The following is a 13,891-nucleotide window of genomic DNA, read 5'->3' as shown; positions in this document are numbered from 1 at the left end:
GCGCAAACATCGTGCCGGGTCGTTCTCAGAACGTTGTCGTCAGCGCACCAGCGGCAGGGTTTCGCGCATGACCTTCTCCGCGATGGCCGAGTGGGCCGTGACCGAAACCGTCGGTACGCGCCGACCGAGCAGCGCGTCGGTCGGCCCCGGCGCGAGGCCGGGGCCGACGACGGCCGACAGCGACGCCATGTCGGCCTGAGCCGTGTCGAATCGGTACACCTGGCGAGCGCCCACGGTGAAGGCCGGGGTGTCGTCGATGATCGAGCGTTCCTCGTTGTAGTCGTAGGTGACGATCGCGTCGCGCCCGTCGACATTCAACTTGCAGGTGGTGACACCCTGGTCGGCCACCGGCACCCGGACACCGAGCAACGGCGCGACCGCGCACGGATCGGCCCCGGTGACCACCGCCCGATCCGAATCCGGCGAGGTCCCCTGCGCGGGTTCCTTGCGCCACTCGGTCAACGCGATCCGCACCAGCGTCCTCGCCGACGTGCACGCGTCCTGCGGCGCCCGCACACTGAACGACAGATCGGCCCCCGCCACGAACCGCGCCCATGCCTGGCAAGCCCCGCGCACCTGTGGATCGGCCGACGCCGCCGGCTCGTCGTTGAACAGCACCCGCACGTCCCCCATGGACTCCTCGTCGACCGGCCCGTCCATGCTCGGCTCACCCTCGAACATCACCCCGGTACTCCAGGTCGCGTCGATGCCGGTGAGATGACCCGGTACGGCGATGCTGAGTCGGCACTGATTCGGATGCACGTTCTCGATATCGCGCACGGTGCCGAGGGTGCCCAGTGCCACGCGGGGGAGCAAGGCGCACACATCGATCGCCCTGACCTTGCGCAGTGTCGCGATCTTCTCCTGATCGGAAACCGCTGCGGTGGACCAGAAACCACCTTCGGGCATGGAGTCCGGTGCGGGTTCGCTCCCGCAGGCGACCATCGTCAGCACTGCGGCGGAGAGCAGGATGAGCTGTCGCACAAAGGTTCTCCTCGTCCGGTTCAGGTGGCGGGAAAGAGCGTGAGAACGTGCCGCATCACATCTTCTGCGGCCTCGGGAGTGTCGGCGAAGACGTTGACAGCCGGTGCGGAGGCGCCGAAGTAGCTGGTCTCGCCTGCGAATTCGGGGCCGACCACTACGGTGTAGCTCGTGCCGTCGACGATGTGGGCAGTCCGGCCGTCCGGCATCTGCGCGGTGGTCTTGCTGAGCGTCGGCCTCTCGCGGTTCTCGAAGCTGACGACGACATCGTCGCCGCGGTAGGTGAACCCGCACGATGTCAGCACCGGCACGCCGAATGGACCGGTTCCGTCCAGGCGGGCGCGCACGGCGCACGGGTCCGCACCGTTCAGGACCGAGCGCCTCGTATCGGGCGACGTGCCGTGCGGCGGCGCTGTCAGCCAGCGCCGCACCGCGCCGGGGGCCATGGTCTCCAACCGGGCGCACGCGTCGGTCGTCGGCGAAGTAGTGGCCTTGAAATAGATGGCGGCACCCGAGCGGAACTTCGCGGTGGCATTGCAGGTTCGCTCTGTCGTGCTGGTTCCCGGGTCTTCGGGCAGCACCGACAACGCCACGTCGCCGAGTTGCCGCACGCTCGCCCCCGGTGGCGCAGCATCGCCGAAGACGACCATCGACGCCCAGCTCAGCTTCTCGACGCTGTCGCTCGGTCCCAATTCGACTCGGCAGGAATCGGTTTCGTCGTTGTCGACGTTCCGAACCTCGCCGAGGGTGACGAGCTCCGCACGGGGAACGAGCGCGCACACGTCGATCAGTCGCGCACGCGCCGACACCTCGGCCCGCTGCTCGTCGGTCTGCGGGACGGTCGACCAATACGACGCGTCGACCGGTGGCAAGGTCGTGGTCGGCGCGGGCTCGGCAACCCGCGTGGTCTCCGGCGGATCGCCTTGGCAGGCCGTCAGTCCGAGCATGACGGCGGCGGCGACGACCATCAGTCCACGCAATCGCATCGAAAATCCCCCCTCGCGCGAGACAGCTCCCGCTCCTACGGACCCGCTTCGAATGCCAGTGTGCCGGAATTGGCGCCTCGTACCCGCACCGGGCCGGGCGTGCCGGGCAGTGGCGGCGCTCACCGGTGAAGTGGGAGTCGGCACACATGTGGCGAATCACTGGCGATGCGATGGTGGTGAGATCGCGATCGTGGCGCACAATGGGGGCCGCGTGTGTGGTGTGGGTGTTCGGCCGGTCGGGTCGAGTTCTGCGCGCCGCAACACAAGCTGTAGTGCTCCCCGAGGTTGTCACCCACTACGAGTAGTGTTCGTGGGTGAAGGGCTTCGCGCACGGCGGCGGGTGCGGGTCAACAGGTCTGGCGGAAAGGTGTGGAGGCGGAATGAAGCTCATCGATCGGGCGTCGGCCATCAATTGGAATCGGGTGCCCGATGAGAAGGATGCCGAGGTCTGGGATCGGCTGACCGGCAACTTCTGGTTGCCCGAGAAGGTCCCGGTATCCAACGACATTCCGTCCTGGAACACCCTCACCCCGGACGAGAAGCAGCTCACCATGCGGGTCTTCACCGGCCTGACGCTGCTCGACACCATCCAGGGCACCGTCGGCGCGGTCTCGCTGATCCCCGACGCGATCACCCCGCACGAGCAGGCGGTGTACACCAACATCGCGTTCATGGAGTCGGTGCACGCCAAGAGCTACAGCTCGATCTTTTCCACGCTGTGCTCCACCAAGGAGATCGACGAGGCGTTCCGCTGGTCGGAGGAGAACCGCAACCTGCAGCGCAAGGCCGAGATCGTCCTCGGCTACTACAACGGTGACGACCCGCTCAAGCGCAAGGTCGCCTCCACGCTGCTGGAGAGCTTCCTGTTCTACTCCGGCTTCTACCTGCCGATGCACTGGTCCTCGCGGGCCAAGCTCACCAACACCGCCGACATGATCCGCCTGATCATTCGCGACGAGGCCGTGCACGGGTACTACATCGGCTACAAGTACCAGAAGGGCCTGGAGCTGGTTTCCCAGGCCGAGCGCGACGAGCTGAAGAACTACACCTTCGAGCTGCTCTTCGAGCTCTACGACAACGAGGTCGACTACACCCAGGACCTCTACGACGAGGTCGGCCTCACCGAGGACGTCAAGAAGTTCCTGCGCTACAACGCCAACAAGGCGCTGATGAACCTCGGCTACGAGGGCCTGTTCCCCAAGGACGAGTGCGAGGTGAACCCGGCCATCCTGTCGGCCCTGTCGCCCAACGCCGACGAGAACCACGACTTCTTCTCGGGCTCGGGCTCGAGCTACGTCATCGGCAAGGCGATCAACACCGAGGACGAGGACTGGGAGTTCTGAGCGAACTCGACTCGAACGGCGGCGGAGCGTTATCCGCCGCCGTTCTGCTGTTCCGGGGTGGTCGCGCGGGTGAATCGTGCGGCGAGCAGGCGCAGGTGCTCGACCAGTTCGGGGCCGTGTTCGATCTCGAAATCGGCGTCGAGGGCGCCGAGCAGGAAGGTCAGGCCGCGCGGGTTGTCGGCGCCGATCTCGAGGCGGCAGGTGTCGGCGTCGATCGGTTCGACGGTGCCGTAGGTGGCAGCTGCGCGGGCCTGTTCGGAGTCGGCGGGTACGTGGAGTCGCACAACGGCGCGGTAGGGCCACAGCTGGGCGACGCCTTTCGCCACGTGCGCCGCGGCGTCGCCCCCGGGGATCTCGCGCGGTGAAAAGCGCGGGCCCACGGGGATTTTGGGCTGCATCCGGTCCACACGGAAGGTGCGCCAGTCGTCGCGGTCGAGGTCCCAGGCGACGAGATACCAGCGCGGGCCCCAGGTGACGAGTTCGTGCGGTTCGGTCTCGCGACGGGATTCGCGGCCACCGCTGCGATAGTCGAATCGCAGGCGTTGACGGTCGCGGCACGCGGCCGCGATGGCGGACAACACCGCCGGATCGACATCGACGCGGGCCCGGCCGGGGGTCTGGACGGTCGAGACCTGCATGGCGTGCACGCGATGTCGCAACCGGGCAGGCAGCACCTGCTCGAGTTTGACCAGTGCGCTGAGCGCGGTCTCGCCGATGCCGCTCACCCCGCTGATCGAGGCCGTGCGTAGGGCGATCGCCATCGCGACGGCTTCCTCGTCGTCGAGCTGCAACGGCGGCAGCTGCGCGCCCGCCTCCAGGTGGTAGCCGCCGTCGATGCCCTTCACCGCGCGTACCGGGTAGTCCAGCGCGCGCAATTTGTCGACATCGCGGCGCACGGTGCGGGTGCTGACCTCCAGGCGCGCGGCGAGCTCGTCGCCGGACCATTCGCGCCGGGTTTGCAGCAGTGCGAGCAGCCGAAGTAGCCGCGCCGAAGTTTCTTTCACGAATTCGACTCTGCCAGTTCTATAGGACAGAAGGTGTCCGCTTGTGCTCATAGTGTTGTTCTTATGAGCAACGAGATCACCCCGTTCCGGATCGAGATCGCGCAGTCCGAGCTGGACTACCTCCAGGCCCGGCTGACCGACGCCCGCTGGCCCGCCGAGCAGCCGGGCGCCGAGTGGAGTCGCGGTGTGCCGGTCGCGTATCTGCGCGAGTTGGCCGAATACTGGCGGACCTCCTACGACTGGCGCGCCGCCGAGGCGGAGCTGAACAAGTTCGCGCAGTTCACCACCGAGATCGACGGCCAGCGCATCCACTTCCTGCACGTCCGATCGGCGAATCCCGATGCCACGCCGCTGATCCTGACGCACGGCTGGCCGGGCTCGGTCGTCGAGTTCCTCGATGTGATCGGCCCGCTCACCGACCCCGCGGCCTACGGTGGCGACCCGGCCGACGCCTTCCACCTGGTGATCCCGTCGCTGCCCGGCTTCGGCTTCTCCGGACCGGTCACCGAGGAGGGCTGGAATCCGGCCCGCATCGGCAAGGCCTGGGTGGAGTTGATGAGCAGGCTCGGCTACGACAGCTACGGTGCGCAGGGCGGTGACTGGGGTGCGTTCGTCACACCCGAGGTGGGACGCGCGGGCGGCGACAAGGTGATCGGCGTGCACGTCAACGCCGCGACTTTCGGGTTCATCCCGTTCGGTCCGGTCTCCGACGAGGAGAAGGCGACGATGACCGCGTCCGAACTGGCCCGGCTCGATCGCCTCGCGTATTTCAAGAGCGAGGGCAACGGCTACTTCCAGATCCAGGCGTCACGGCCGCAGACTGTGGCCTACGGCCTGCACGATTCACCGATCGGCCAGCTCGCGTGGATCGTGGAGAAGTTCAAGGAGTGGACGTTCCCCGCCGCCGGCCTGCCGGAGGACGCCGTGGATCGGGATCGGCTCCTGACCAATGTGATGCTCTACTGGCTCACCGGCACCGCGGGTTCGTCGGCCGCGCTGTACTACGAGGCCACCCACGTCCGCTCCTGGCAGACCACCCCGCTCACCACGCCCACCGGTGTCGCGGTCTTCGCCGAGGACGTCGCGATCCGCCGCTACGCCGCCGCGGATACCGACATCGTGCACTGGTCGGAGTTCGACCGGGGTGGCCACTTCGCGGCGATGGAAGCGCCGGACCTGCTGGTCGACGACATCCGCGCGTTCTTCCGCAAACTGCGCTAGTCAGCGATCCCAGGGCGCGGCGACGGATCGGCGCGTTCTCGGCAGAGCGGGCGGCGCCGACCCCTCGTCGGCGCCGCCGAGTTCGGTCAGCCCAGCGCGGCCAGGCCGCGGCGGTCGATCTTGCCGGTCGGGGTGCGCGGCAGTTCGTCGACGAACAACACATCGCGTGGGGCTTTGAAACGGGCGAGGTGGGTCTTCACGTAGGTGCGCACGGTGTCGGCGTCCAGCTCACCCACGGGGACGACGAACGCGGCGAGCCGCTGGCCGAATTCCTCGTCGGGCACACCGATCACGGCCGCTTCGGTGATCGACGGGTGCTGGTAGAGCAGGTCCTCGATCTCGCCGGGGAAGACGTTCTCGCCGCCGGAGACGATCATGTCGTCATCACGCCCGTCGATGAAAAGCCTTCCGCCTGCATCGAAGTGGCCGAGGTCGCCGGTGCTCATCAGGCCACCGCGGATCTGCTTGGACCCGCCGCCGGAGTAGCCGTCGAAGGCGATGGTGTTGCCCACATAGACGGTGCCCACCGCGCCGGGCTCGCTGATCCGGGCGCCGTCTGCGTCGTAGAGCGCGACGGTGATCCCGACCGGCGCCTTACCCACGGTGCCCGGAGCGGTGATCCAATCCTGCGGGGTGGCAATGGTGGCTGTGCCGGTTTCGGTGCAACCGTAGAAGTTGTAGATGACCGGGCCGAAGGTCTCGATCGCCCTGGTGCCCAACGACGAGGGCAACGCCGCCCCGGCGGTGAACACGATCCGCAAGGAGCTGGTGTCGTTGGCGGACAACAGCTCCGGGCCCAGATCGAGGATGCGACGCAGCATGGTGGGCACCAGCACGACCATGTCGGCGCGATGCTCGGCGATCTGGGCGAGCGCGCGGGCGGCGTCGAACCGGCCGTGCAGCACGACCGTCGACCCCAGATTCAGCGAGAGGATGAACTGGGACAGCGCGGTGCCGTGGAACAGCGGTGCGCACAGCAGCACTGTCTGCCCGCGTCGCAAGGGCACCCGGTCCACGAATTGCGCGGCGGCCAAAGGCGATTCCACTCGTCGCGGTGCGCCCTTGGGCGTGCCTGTCGTCCCGCCGGTGAGCAGGACGAAGCCACCCTGCTGTGCGGGCGGAGGTAGCGGTGCGGCGGTGGGGCGAATCGTGTTGTCCAGCAGCTTGATCCGCTCGGGCAGATCCTGGGCGGTCACGGCCGATGCCGGATCGAGCACGAGAGCCCTCACGCCTTCGCGTTCCAGCACGTCACGTAGCTGTGCCGCACCGAACCCGGTATTGAGCAACACCAGTCGAGCGCCGAGTTTCGCTGTGGCAGCCATGGATTCGACGAGGCGCACCCCATCGGGGCACAGCACGCCGACCGTGTCGTCCGGGCCGAGGCCGTCGGCGTGCCAGGTGGCGGCGAGCGCGTCGGTGCGTCGGTCCAGTTCGCGATAGGTGATTCGCTCGTCCCCGCAGACCAGCGCGACGCGGTCGGGTGTGCGCTGTGCCGAGGATCGGATCCCGCCGGCGATCGGGCCGAACGCGCGCATGGTGCGGGCGGTGCGCAGGATCTGTGCGGGGTTGCGCGGATCGATGATCCCGGCCCTCGCCAAGGCGCGGATCTGGCGCAGCGAGGTCGTGGCGGCGCTCAACATACTCGCGGCCCCGGATCGGCGCCCGCGGTGACCGCGAGCAACCAGGCGACAGTGCCCAGTTCGGGGACGATCTCGGCGCTGATGTGCTCCGAGAACGGCACTCGGATCATCCGCATGTTCACGCCACGAGCACAGTAGCCGGCGGCGATCTCGTCGATCGCCAGTTCGGCGGGCAACAGTTGGTCGGTGGTCGAATGCCACATCAGCAGCGGCATATCAGGGGTGTTCTCCGGTTTGCCGAAACTCGCGGCGGACAGGGCGGGTTGTGCGGCGGCGAGCGCGGCCCCTCGGTCGGTCAGATACTCCGCCATCGGGCGGAGCAGGGTGGTCGCCACGGAGGTATAGAGACAGCGTTCCCGCAGGTCATCGGCCACCCGGCGGCCTTCCGGAGTCAGGTACTGCTGCAGTTGTCGCTCGAACTCGGGGTATTCGCGCGCGAGTCCGAGCACGGCCAGCCAGCCGGTGAAGTTGGCTTGCGGCTGCTGTCCCGAGATCGCGAACGGTGCGATGGCGACCTTGTCGCCCGGGATGCCGCCCTGCGCACTGCCCTTGATCTCGAGTTCGGGAGCGTAGTGGCGGCGTTGCTCGGCAGCCGACGCGGACGCGTTGCCGCCACCGGAGTAGCCCCACAACCCCACCGGTGCGGCGTCGAGCCCGAGCCCGCCGCGCTTGGCCGCGCGGATGCCGTCGAGCACCATCCGGCCCTCGCTGGGCGACATGATCGTGTTCTCTTTACCGTCGAAATCGGTGATCACCACCGCGGCGCCCGCGGAAAGGAACTGGGCCATGATGGCCACCTCCTTCTGGATGCCCGCGCGCAGCGTGTAGGACGGATTGCACTGCTGACCGAGGCTGTCGATCGCCTCCTGATACGAAATCAGCGGGCGCGCACCGGGGCCCAGCCACGGGATGCCCGGTATCAGCACGGTGGTCGCGGTCGCGATCGGGTTGTCGTGCGCGTCGGAGGTGCGCAGCAGCAATTGCGTGGTGTGCACCGGGGCAGGGATGCCGAGCACGTGGGTCTGCACGACCCGGCTGCGGATCACCTCGCCGTTGGCGTAGCCCGCGAGATCAGCCGGATCGGCGTACCAGGGGTCGTGCTGAGGGGTGGGGATCGGCACGACCGCCGGATACACCTGCGCCTCGTTCGGCAGTGGGGGCAGTTCGAAATCCTCGGCGCCCGCCGGCCCCGCTGCCACCAGCGCTGTTATCGCGAGCAGAGGCAGGGCTCGGGTGCCGAGCCATCGGAGCCGGGGCGACCGGCAGGTGGCCGTGCTGCGCTGCATGGCATCTCCTTCGATAGGTGATCCTGATTACAGCACGGTGTCTTGTTAAGAACAAGAGTTCTTGTTTTTAATTGGCAATCTGTAGGCTGAGCTGCGTGACGTCGACCGACAAGAGCCAAGTCCGCTCCCGGCGCATCCAGGGCCTGGACGCCGAGCAGCGCCGCGCGCGCAGGCGCGAACAGATCCTGGCCGCCGCCTTCGACCTGATCGCCGCCGACGGCTACGTCAACACCGCGATCGAGCAGATCTGCCAGACCGCCTTCGTCGGCAACAAGGCCTTCTACGAACTCTTCGACAGCAAAGAGGACTGCTACCTGGCGCTGCTGCAACAGCAGAGCGAACGCTCACAGGACCGGGTCGCCGCCGCGCTGTCGGCCTCCTCGGGCGCCCGCGACGACGTGGTCGCCGCCGTCATCGGCGCCTTCGCCCACTCGATGGTCGACGACCCCCGCGTGGCAAGGGTGACGTTCGGTGAGGCCAGCGGCATTTCGGCCAAAGTCGAACAGCAGCGCCGAGCCAACCGCCGCTGGGCCGCCCAGTTCCTCGAAACCCTGTGGCGCGAATACGGATTCGTTCCCTCCGAAGGCGTCGGCGTCGACCTGCACGCACTGGCCGTCTCCGCGATCGGCGGCCTGTTCGAAACCGTCGCCGACTGGCTCCACACCGACGCCGGCGCGACCGGCGATATCGACGTGCTGATCCGAGACCTCACGGCTTTCATCGAAATCGTGCACCTGGGACTGGCTGCCGCAGCCGACCGTTCGGGGCGCTGAGGGTGCAGTCCTGAGGGCAAGCTTCCGTGCCACGGAGGTCGACGTCAGCGAGGTAGTGCCCCTTGTCGTTGTATGGCGACAAATGATATTGTCTTCATATGGCGACAATCGAGGTATTTCGGGCGGACGACCTCGGCCCTGCCCTGCGTGAGGCGCGGATTGCCGAAGATCTGACTCAGCAGGACCTGGCCTCGATCGCCGGAGTCGGTCGCCAATGGCTCAATGCGTTCGAGGCCGGCCAGAAGGGCTCCGCCCCGCTGGACATGGTCATGCGCGTGATCACCGCCCTCGGTGTATCAGTGACGCTGTCCCGTCGAGCACCGGAACTCTCGTTCCCGGTCGATGAGGAACCCATCGACCTCGACTCCCTTGTCGACGGCCCGCACCAATGACGGAATCGAACGATCACGTCCTCTACGTGGTGATGAACGGCCGCGTGATCGGTGACATTCAGCGCTCGAGTCAACGCAGAATGTGAACAGATGACCGTGACCGACTGGCTTCGATTCGCGCCCGCCATTCATGTCGAGCCCGACTGGCTGCGCGAGGAGATCGGCCGTCAGTCCGACGGGTTGATGAACGCCATGACGGCTGCTACCCGGCAAGATGACATCGCCCGACAACAGCCCGACGATCACGCGGCTCCTCAGCAATACAGAACGATGGATCGACAGGGTGGTTTCGGGACCGCGATTTCAGCGCTGACCGATGTGCGAAGACGGTGGTCAGGGTGCGAATCCGATCAGCTGTTGGCCTGCGGATTTGTCGTCTAAGGGGATCAGGATGATGCCGGGGGCGGCGATGATCTGGGAGGACTGTCCGGATCCGAGGGGTACCGGGGGCGTGTTCTCGACGAGGTCGACGCGTCGCCACGTGCGCAATTGCGCATCGCCGACAGCGATCAGTTCGTCGGTGATCAGTTTCGCGTCGAACGGTGAGACACCGCCCAGCCTGGCATCGGGGTCGGTGAGCGACCGGTCTGGCGCTGCGCCCTGCGACAGCGTGATCCCGGTATCCCAGGAGTTGGTGACGAGGGTGCCGGTCGCCGGATCGTTGGCGATCACCTTGACGTAGCCGGCTGTGACGGCGGCAGTACCGAGCAGCCCGGGAGCCGCGACGACCAGGTGGTCGAGTGGTGCGTTCCGGTAGGCCCAGTCAACCAACAGCGCGTCCTCCCACGCAGAGACCTTCGGTGCGCGATCGGGGTCGGGATTGGGGAGATCCCGCCTCGCTATCTGCGCTCCCGTGGCTGGATCGAGTGCGAGGACGGTAGTCCACGCGGACTCCCTGTTTCGGCATACCTGCACCTGATATACCGCAGGGGAGGTGATGGCGATCCGCGATGTCATGTCGTCGCAGCCATCCGGTGTGGCGGGCTCGGACCACATGTGTCGTCCGGTGCGCGCGTCATACCGGGCGAAGTTGCCGTACGAACCGCCGAAGAGTTCGTCGTCGACCAAGGCCAGCATCGACTCGCCGACGGCGCCGACGCCGTGGGCGACTCGCATCGCGGTTTTGCTGTCGTCGGCGAAATCGGATTCGGTCCAAAGTTTTTCGCCGGTGGTGGCGTCGAAGGCGATCCACCCGAGGTGTTTCCAGCTGGTGAGGACGGCGTTCTCGGCGGGGATGGAGAGCAAGTTGCTTACCTCCTGGTGCACGCCGTCCTCGGCTGCGTCCGGCCGGAGGTAGTGCCAGCGGGCGCTGCCGGTTGCTCCGTCGTAGGCGGTGATGCCGGTCGGCGTGCCGATGATGAAGCCGGGTCCGCCGACGACCACCCTGCCCTCTTTTGGCAGAGCGATGCGAAATCTCTCCTGCCCGAGTCGATTCGGTACCGGCGGCGCGACTACCGAAGCGGCGGTGCGATGGTCGACGGACCGGTCGTCGTCACCGACCCACAGCGCCCCGCCGGTGGCGAGCGCGCACAGCAGCAGGCCGATCGTGGCAGGCACCGCGATCGTGCGCGTCGTCGGTGTGAAACGTAGTGCGGCGGTGAGGGGATAGGTGACGACAAGGATGCCGAGGCACACGAGTACCCAGGCGGCGATCGCGGTGGGCAGCCGGGGAAAGGCTGCGTAGTGCTCGAATATCTGCTCAGCGACGGACGGGACGTGCAATTGCATCGTGCGCACGATGGCGACGGCCAGGACCAGATAGATCGCCATGCCGGGGTTGCCGAAACCCGCTGCGCGCAGTCGTTGTGCCGACAGCAGAACGGCAGCAATGGTGAGCAGTGCCACGACGCCGACCACGATGGCGGACATTCCCAGGGCATCGGGTAGCTCGGCTCGCGCATCGTCTCCTGGCGTGACCGGGTTCGCGGCGGCGAGGAACCGACTGAAGAGGCCGAGAGCGACACCACCGATCAATATCGCGGTACCGAGGGCTGCGGTAATCGTCGCCAGCCGCGAATAGTCCGGTAGCCGTGGCAAAGACGTAGTCCGGCTGTTGTTCATCGACCCTCCCCAGCGATGGCGCGACACAGTCGCGTCCTGAGGATAGCGGGCTCACGACCACCGACCATTCGGGAGTCGGTACCCGCGGACTCTTCAGCGGGGTGCTGGACCGCCGGGGGGTGGGCCGCTGGGTGCGCCGTTGCCGGAGGGCGGGGGGCCTGGGAAACCGTTGTCGGACTGGGTGTTCTGGGATCTCGCCGCTACGCCGACGGTGAGGGAGACCGACATCGTGGTGGTGGGTGTGCCGGTGACCGTGGCCAGTTCGGCGTCCCAGCCGTCGCCGAAGACGCCGTCGGAGGACAGGGTGACGCCGGAGAAGTTGCGGGTGCTGTTCACGTAGCCGGGGTCGGCGTCGAAGACCACGGTGCACGCGTCCTGGGGGAGGGCGATCTGGGAGGTGAGGCGGGCGTTGTCGCCTGCTACCGCGGTGGAAAGGGAGTCGTAGACCTCGAAGTGGATGTGTGGCCAGCGCCCGGCGTAGCAGGCGGGGAAGATCGAGGTGAACCGTACGGTGCCGTTGTCATCGGCGACTTGGACGCCACGCAGATAGTTCTGCTCCGTGGCGCCCTCGGTGTAGAGCGAGTAGCGGCCCTCGCGGTCGCAATGCCACACGTAGACCGCCATGCCGGCGCCTGCCGCGTTCTTCACGAGGTCGCGCAGGTTCAGGGTGAGCGTCATCGGAACACCCTGGGCGGTACCGGAATACGCGCCGAAGCTGGTGGTGATATCGGAGCGCACCACGCCGGATTCGATCAGGACATTGGGTCCGTTGGAACCGTCACCGGGATAGGGGCCCGCCGTTTCCTGCGGCGCCGCCGCGGGAGTTTCCGCGGACGCGGAGGTGGTGGCCTCGGCCGAGTTCGAGCTGCTGCTGTCGGTCGAGGTCGCGCAGCCCACTGCCGCGGCCGCGACCCCGGCGACGCCGAGAAAACTCAACGCCCGCCGACGTGACATCACTCGGAGATCGTGCCCGAGTCCCAGATCGTGCTCACCCATCGCTGCTCCCTAACCGCTGTCGTGTTGTCGACCACGCTAAGTACGTGGACTGCGCCGCGACTGCGAACACGCTGGGAGTCAGCTGGGAGTCAATCGGTGACGTAGCCGTTGAGGCTGTTGCGGAGGTCGGTGAGGACCGCGCGGGCAGCCGTGAGACCTGTCGTGTGCCAGACGTTGTCGTCCACCGCGAAGACGCGCTTGTCGGTGGAAGCGCTGAGTTCCTCGAAGGGAGTCGAGCGCAGGACCTGTTTGCCGTGCTCCTCGCCGTCGGGGCCGTCGAACATCACGTAGATGACGTCGCCTTCGGCTTTGGTGGCGAGGTCGGCTTCGGTGATGTCGAAGGACCGGCCGCGCTGGGCGGTCGGGCGTTGCACCCCGACATCGGAAAGGACCTGGGCGGCAAAGGTTTCCGAGCCCTGGGCCTGGGTGGCGTCGGCAGTGAAGCGCAGCACCGAGGCCTGGGACTGGGTCGCGTTGAGGGCGGGGCCGAGGTCGTGGGCCTCGGTGAGGTAGTTGCGCAGGGCGGTGTCGGCGGCGTCGTCGCGGTTCATGCCCGCGGAGTAGGCGGCGAAGTCGGACTGCCAGCTGCCGCCCGCGCCGATCAGGACGGTGGGGGCGATCTTGCTCAGTGCCTCGTAACCGCCGGCGGCCGGGGCGACGTCGCCGAGGATCAGGTCGGGCTTCAGTTCGGCGATCCGCGCCGGATCGGGCTGACCGATCGGGCCGATGCTCGGCACCTTCACCACGCCGTACCCCAGGTACATCGGCTGCGAACGATCGCCGTCGAGGGTGACCGCGCCCGCGACCCGCTCCCACAGGCCCAGCGCGCAGGCCGCGTCGAGCGCCGAGGTGGTGAGGACGACGATGCGCTTCGGGTCGGCGGGAACCTGCGAGACCCCGGCGGTGTGGGTGACCGTGCGCGTGGCGCCGGAGCCCGCATCGGGCGCGCTGGGCAACGGGCACGCGGTCGCGGTGTCACGATCGGTGCCGACCACCCCCGCACCCGCGATATTCGTGGTGGTGCGGATGATCGTGCTCGCGTCGTCGTGCTTGTCCGCGCAACCCGTGGCGAGCAGTGCGGCACACAGCAACGCGGCGGCCGCGACGACACCGCGCGAGCGGACAGCCTCGGCGGTGCGACTCAATCGGGTGCGGTCTCGGGCGCTCACCGGCATGCGCACGAGGGTACTGCGTTGCTCCCGGTGCGA

Annotated in this window: 13 protein-coding genes; 5 read left to right on the top strand and 8 right to left on the bottom strand. The window is 67.5% G+C overall.

Annotated features, from left to right (window positions below):
• Positions 1–39: 39 nt before the first annotated feature.
• Together QX204_RS23955 and QX204_RS23950 are read right to left on the bottom strand one after the other, a co-directional pair.
• Positions 40–984 carry a hypothetical protein gene (locus QX204_RS23955; protein WP_301902481.1) on the bottom strand — a complete coding sequence of 315 codons (945 nt, stop codon included), beginning with the start codon at positions 982–984 and terminating at the stop codon, positions 40–42.
• Positions 985–1,004: 20 nt separating this feature from the next.
• A complete protein-coding gene (locus QX204_RS23950) occupies positions 1,005–1,967 on the bottom strand; it encodes a peptidase (RefSeq protein WP_301902480.1) in 963 nt (320 codons plus the stop codon).
• Between the two features lie 380 nt (positions 1,968–2,347).
• On the opposite strand from QX204_RS23950, the gene nrdF reads away from it, so the two are divergent.
• Positions 2,348–3,310 carry a class 1b ribonucleoside-diphosphate reductase subunit beta gene (gene nrdF / locus QX204_RS23945; RefSeq protein WP_056812336.1) on the top strand — a complete coding sequence of 321 codons (963 nt, stop codon included), beginning with the start codon at positions 2,348–2,350 and terminating at the stop codon, positions 3,308–3,310.
• Between the two features lie 29 nt (positions 3,311–3,339).
• Here the strand turns inward: nrdF and QX204_RS23940 are convergent, their stop codons facing one another.
• Positions 3,340–4,314, bottom strand: a complete 975-nt coding sequence (locus tag QX204_RS23940; protein WP_301902479.1) for a helix-turn-helix transcriptional regulator — start codon at positions 4,312–4,314, stop codon at positions 3,340–3,342.
• Between the two features lie 63 nt (positions 4,315–4,377).
• Between QX204_RS23940 and QX204_RS23935 the strand changes: the two genes are divergently transcribed.
• The gene (locus tag QX204_RS23935) at positions 4,378–5,535 is read left to right on the top strand and encodes an epoxide hydrolase family protein (RefSeq protein WP_301902478.1); all 1,158 of its coding nucleotides are present in this window, start codon (positions 4,378–4,380) and stop codon (positions 5,533–5,535) included.
• A gap of 86 nt (positions 5,536–5,621) precedes the next feature.
• Here QX204_RS23935 and QX204_RS23930 read toward each other — a convergent pair whose 3' ends face one another.
• Together QX204_RS23930 and QX204_RS23925 are read right to left on the bottom strand one after the other, a co-directional pair.
• Positions 5,622–7,175: an AMP-binding protein gene (locus tag QX204_RS23930; protein WP_301902477.1), complete on the bottom strand. Its 1,554-nt coding sequence runs from the start codon at positions 7,173–7,175 to the stop codon at positions 5,622–5,624.
• Entirely contained in the window at positions 7,169–8,461 is a 1,293-nt protein-coding gene (locus tag QX204_RS23925; RefSeq protein WP_301902476.1) for a lipase family protein, read from the bottom strand. The genes QX204_RS23930 and QX204_RS23925 overlap by 7 nt, the downstream gene beginning before the upstream one ends.
• A gap of 95 nt (positions 8,462–8,556) precedes the next feature.
• Here QX204_RS23925 and QX204_RS23920 point away from each other — a divergent pair, with 95 nt between their 5' ends.
• From QX204_RS23920 to QX204_RS23910, 3 genes are all read left to right on the top strand, one after another.
• Complete coding sequence (locus tag QX204_RS23920; RefSeq protein WP_301902474.1) at positions 8,557–9,234, top strand: TetR/AcrR family transcriptional regulator; 678 nt, start codon at positions 8,557–8,559, stop codon at positions 9,232–9,234.
• A 98-nt stretch (positions 9,235–9,332) separates the two neighbouring features.
• Entirely contained in the window at positions 9,333–9,626 is a 294-nt protein-coding gene (locus QX204_RS23915) for a helix-turn-helix domain-containing protein (protein WP_301902473.1), read from the top strand.
• 90 nt (positions 9,627–9,716) lie between these two features.
• Entirely contained in the window at positions 9,717–10,007 is a 291-nt protein-coding gene (locus tag QX204_RS23910) for a hypothetical protein (protein ID WP_301902472.1), read from the top strand.
• Here the strand turns inward: QX204_RS23910 and QX204_RS23905 are convergent.
• From QX204_RS23905 to QX204_RS23895, 3 genes are all read right to left on the bottom strand, one after another.
• The gene (locus QX204_RS23905; RefSeq protein ID WP_301902471.1) at positions 9,960–11,687 is read right to left on the bottom strand and encodes a BamB-related PQQ repeat family beta-propellar protein; all 1,728 of its coding nucleotides are present in this window, start codon (positions 11,685–11,687) and stop codon (positions 9,960–9,962) included. The two genes, QX204_RS23910 and QX204_RS23905, sit on opposite strands and share 48 nt — an antisense overlap.
• 93 nt (positions 11,688–11,780) lie before the next feature.
• Positions 11,781–12,683, bottom strand: coding sequence for a dioxygenase family protein (locus QX204_RS23900; RefSeq protein WP_301902470.1), 903 nt, complete (start codon positions 12,681–12,683; stop codon positions 11,781–11,783).
• An 89-nt stretch (positions 12,684–12,772) separates the two neighbouring features.
• Positions 12,773–13,858 (bottom strand): ABC transporter substrate-binding protein, encoded by a 1,086-nt coding sequence (locus tag QX204_RS23895; RefSeq protein WP_301902469.1) that lies wholly within the window; start codon positions 13,856–13,858, stop codon positions 12,773–12,775.
• Positions 13,859–13,891: the final 33 nt, after the last annotated feature.

Source organism: Nocardia sp. PE-7, assembly GCF_030486425.1.
Classification (GTDB): Bacteria; Actinomycetota; Actinomycetes; order Mycobacteriales; family Mycobacteriaceae; genus Nocardia; species Nocardia salmonicida_A.
The sequence above is the reverse complement of the archived record's forward strand: the minus strand, read 5'-3'. Positions and strand labels throughout refer to the sequence as shown.

What these genes read in the sequence shown, in the direction of transcription:
- QX204_RS23950 (WP_301902480.1), bottom strand. Translation starts at nt 1,967, where the DNA reads ATGCGATTGCGTGGACTGATGGTCGTCGCCGCCGCCGTCATGCTCGGA.
- nrdF (WP_056812336.1), top strand. Translation starts at nt 2,348, where the DNA reads ATGAAGCTCATCGATCGGGCGTCGGCCATCAATTGGAATCGGGTGCCC.
- QX204_RS23935 (WP_301902478.1), top strand. Translation starts at nt 4,378, where the DNA reads ATGAGCAACGAGATCACCCCGTTCCGGATCGAGATCGCGCAGTCCGAG.
- QX204_RS23930 (WP_301902477.1), bottom strand. Translation starts at nt 7,175, where the DNA reads ATGTTGAGCGCCGCCACGACCTCGCTGCGCCAGATCCGCGCCTTGGCG.
- QX204_RS23925 (WP_301902476.1), bottom strand. Translation starts at nt 8,461, where the DNA reads ATGCAGCGCAGCACGGCCACCTGCCGGTCGCCCCGGCTCCGATGGCTC.
- QX204_RS23915 (WP_301902473.1), top strand. Translation starts at nt 9,333, where the DNA reads ATGGCGACAATCGAGGTATTTCGGGCGGACGACCTCGGCCCTGCCCTG.
- QX204_RS23910 (WP_301902472.1), top strand. Translation starts at nt 9,717, where the DNA reads ATGACCGTGACCGACTGGCTTCGATTCGCGCCCGCCATTCATGTCGAG.
- QX204_RS23905 (WP_301902471.1), bottom strand. Translation starts at nt 11,687, where the DNA reads ATGAACAACAGCCGGACTACGTCTTTGCCACGGCTACCGGACTATTCG.
- QX204_RS23900 (WP_301902470.1), bottom strand. Translation starts at nt 12,683, where the DNA reads ATGGGTGAGCACGATCTGGGACTCGGGCACGATCTCCGAGTGATGTCA.
- QX204_RS23895 (WP_301902469.1), bottom strand. Translation starts at nt 13,858, where the DNA reads ATGCCGGTGAGCGCCCGAGACCGCACCCGATTGAGTCGCACCGCCGAG.